The organism is Mesorhizobium sp. M1E.F.Ca.ET.063.01.1.1, assembly GCF_003998155.1.
GTDB lineage: Bacteria > Pseudomonadota > Alphaproteobacteria > Rhizobiales > Rhizobiaceae > Mesorhizobium.
Window position 1 is genome coordinate 1 of record NZ_RZSC01000677.1, and the last position, 3,153, is coordinate 3,153.

2 protein-coding genes are annotated in these 3,153 nt (G+C 66.2%); both read left to right on the plus strand.

Annotated elements, in window-relative coordinates; genetic code table 11:
* Positions 1–85: 85 nt before the first annotated feature.
* A complete protein-coding gene (locus EOA29_RS30405; protein WP_126093504.1) occupies positions 86–373 on the plus strand; it encodes a succinate dehydrogenase assembly factor 2 in 288 nt (95 codons plus the stop codon).
* Positions 374–387: 14 nt separating this feature from the next.
* Positions 388–3,153 (plus strand): transcription-repair coupling factor (locus EOA29_RS30410; RefSeq protein ID WP_145969883.1); only part of this gene is annotated, 2,766 nt, incomplete at its 3' end.

Sequence of the window (3,153 nt, forward strand, 5' to 3'; positions counted from 1 at the left end):
GCTTATGTCGCGACGGCCGCAGCGCAAAGGCTGACACCGGTCGCTATCCACGCTATATGCGCCGCTCGAACAGGGATGCGGCGCAATGACCGGAACACAGCGATCAAGCGAGGGGTTGGATGCCCGCCGGCGTAAGCTCCTGTTCCGCTCCTGGCACCGCGGCATGCGCGAGATGGACCTCATACTCGGTTCCTTCGCCGATGCCGAGATCGGCGCCTTGACCGGCGACGAAATCGACCAATATGAAAAGCTCCTCGAAATCCCCGACACCGAATTCCTGCCGATGATCACCGGCGAACGCCCGGTTCCGCCCGATATCGATTGCGCGGTGCTGCACAAGATCCTGGCGTCGCGCCGGACCATGACATTGTGAAAAACGCATAACCCATGAGCCTCATCCCTTCCATCGGCCTGCCCAAGGGCCGCGCCGGCCAGTTCGTCGTCGACGGCGTCGCCGACGGCTATGAAGCCTTCGCGCTGGTGCGGACGGCGCAGGAGATCGCACCCGACAAGCCGGTGCTGTTCGTCGCGCGCGACGGCCAGCGGCTGCCGGCGATCATCGAAGCGCTGGCCTTCGCGGCGCCCGGCCTGCCGGTGCTGGAACTGCCCGCCTGGGACTGCCTGCCCTATGACCGTGTGTCGCCCGGCGCGGATGCCGCCGCGCGGCGGCTCGACGCGCTTTCCGCCATCATTGCGCTCGCCAGGAAGCCGCATCGCGCCGTGATCCTCACCACCGCCAATGCGCTGCTTCAGCGCATACCGCCGGCCGGGTTGATCGAAGCGCAGACCTTCCATGCCAGGCCCGGCAACCAGATCGACATGAAGGTGCTGATCGCGCGGCTGGAGACCTCCGGCTTCGAGCGCGTGCCGACCGTGCGCGACGTCGGCGAATTCGCTGTGCGCGGCGGCATCCTCGACCTCTTCGCGCCCGGCTGGAGCGAGGCGCTGAGGCTCGACTTTTTCGGCGACACGCTGGAATCGATCCGTATTTTCGACGTGGCGACCCAGCGCACCACCGGACAGCGCAAGTCGATGGCGCTGCAGGCGATGAGCGAGGTGGCGCTGACGCCGGAGACGATCAGCCGCTTCCGCCGCTCCTATATCGAGGCTTTCGGCGCACCGTCGCGCGACGACGCGCTCTACGCCGCGGTCAGCGAAGGGCGCCGCTTCGCCGGCATGGAGCACTGGCTGCCCTTCTTTTACGAACGGCTGGAGACGGTGTTCGACTATCTGCCGGATGCGCCGGTTGTCTTCGATCATCTGGCGCATGAGGCGCTGGCCGAGCGTCACACGCTGATCCTCGACCACTATGAGGCTCGCCGCAAGCAGGCCGACGGCGCGCTGAAGGATGCGGTGCCCTATAAGCCGGTGGCGCCGGACCTGCTTTACCTCTCGCCGGAGAACCTCAGAGCTTCGCTCGGCCCGCGCGAAGACATCGACTTCACCGTCTTCGATGCGCCCGATGTCGGCGGCAGAAAAGTCTTCCATGCCGGCTCGCGGCATGGCCGCCGCTTCGCCGAGGAGCGCGCCGACCCCAACATCAACGTCTTCGACGTCGTGGTGAAGCACATCGCCGACGAGCGCGCCGCGCGACGCCGTGTCGTCGTCGCCGGCTGGACCGAAGGCTCGCTCGACCGGCTCGGCCAGATCCTCGCCGAACACCATCTCGGCAACCTCAAGCCCGTCGCGACGCTTGCCGAGGTTGAAAAGCTCGAGCCGGGGCAGGCGGGGCTCGCCGTGCTGCCGCTCGAATCGGGCTTCGAGACCGACGGCATGGTCGTCGTCGCCGAGCAGGACATTCTCGGCGACAGGCTGATCCGCCGCTCGAAGCGCAAGAAGCGCGCTTCCGACTTCATCGCGGAGGCCACGTCGCTGTCTTCAGGCGACATCGTCGTCCATGCCGATCACGGCATCGGCCGCTTCGTCGGCCTGCGCACCATCGAGGCGGTCGGCGCGCCGCATGACTGCCTCGAAATCCACTACGCCGGCGACGACCGCCTGTTTCTGCCGGTGGAAAACATCGAGCTCCTGTCGCGCTACGGGTCGGACTCGGCGGAAGCCGCGCTCGACAAGCTCGGCGGCGGCGCCTGGCAGGCGCGCAAGGCGCGGCTGAAGCGGCGCCTGCTCGATATGGCCGGGCAGTTGATCCGCATCGCCGCGGAGCGGCAGATGCGCGCCGCGCCGACTATGATCCCGGCTGAAGGCCTCTATGGCGAGTTCGCCGCCCGCTTTCCCTATGAGGAAACCGACGATCAGCAGACGGCGATCGATTCCGTCATGGACGATCTCGGCGCCGGCAAGCCGATGGACCGGCTGGTCTGCGGCGACGTCGGCTTCGGTAAGACGGAAGTGGCGCTGCGCGCCGCCTTCATCGGGGCGATGGAAGGATTCCAGGTCGCGGTGGTGGTGCCGACGACATTGCTGTCGCGCCAGCACTTCAAAACTTTTTCGCAGCGCTTCTCCGGCCTGCCGATCCGCATCGCGCAGGCGTCGCGCCTGGTCGGCTCAAAGGAACTGGCCGAAACCAAGAAAGGCATCGCCGAAGGCACGGTCGACATCGTGGTCGGCACCCACGCGCTGCTCGGCAGCTCGATCTCGTTCAAGAATCTCGGCCTGCTGATCATCGACGAGGAGCAGCATTTCGGCGTCAAGCACAAGGAGCGGCTGAAGGAGCTCAAGAACGACGTGCATGTGCTGACGTTGTCGGCGACGCCGATCCCGCGCACGCTGCAACTGGCGCTGACCGGTGTGCGCGAACTGTCGCTGATCGCCACGCCGCCGGTCGACCGCATGGCGGTGCGCACCTTCATCTCGCCATTCGATCCGCTGGTCATCCGCGAGACGCTGCTGCGCGAGCGCTATCGCGGCGGCCATTCCTTCTATGTCGTGCCGCGCATCAGCGATCTTGCCGAAATCCATGATTTCTTGAGGGAATCCGTACCGGAGCTGAAAGTGGCGGTCGCCCACGGGCAGATGCCGGCCGGCGAACTCGACGACATCATGAATGCCTTCTACGACGGCCAGTACGACGTGCTCCTGTCGACGACCATCGTCGAATCCGGCCTCGACATCCCGACCGCCAACACGCTGATCATCCATCGTGCCGACATGTTCGGCCTGGCCCAGCTCTATCAGTTGCGCGGCCGTGTCGGC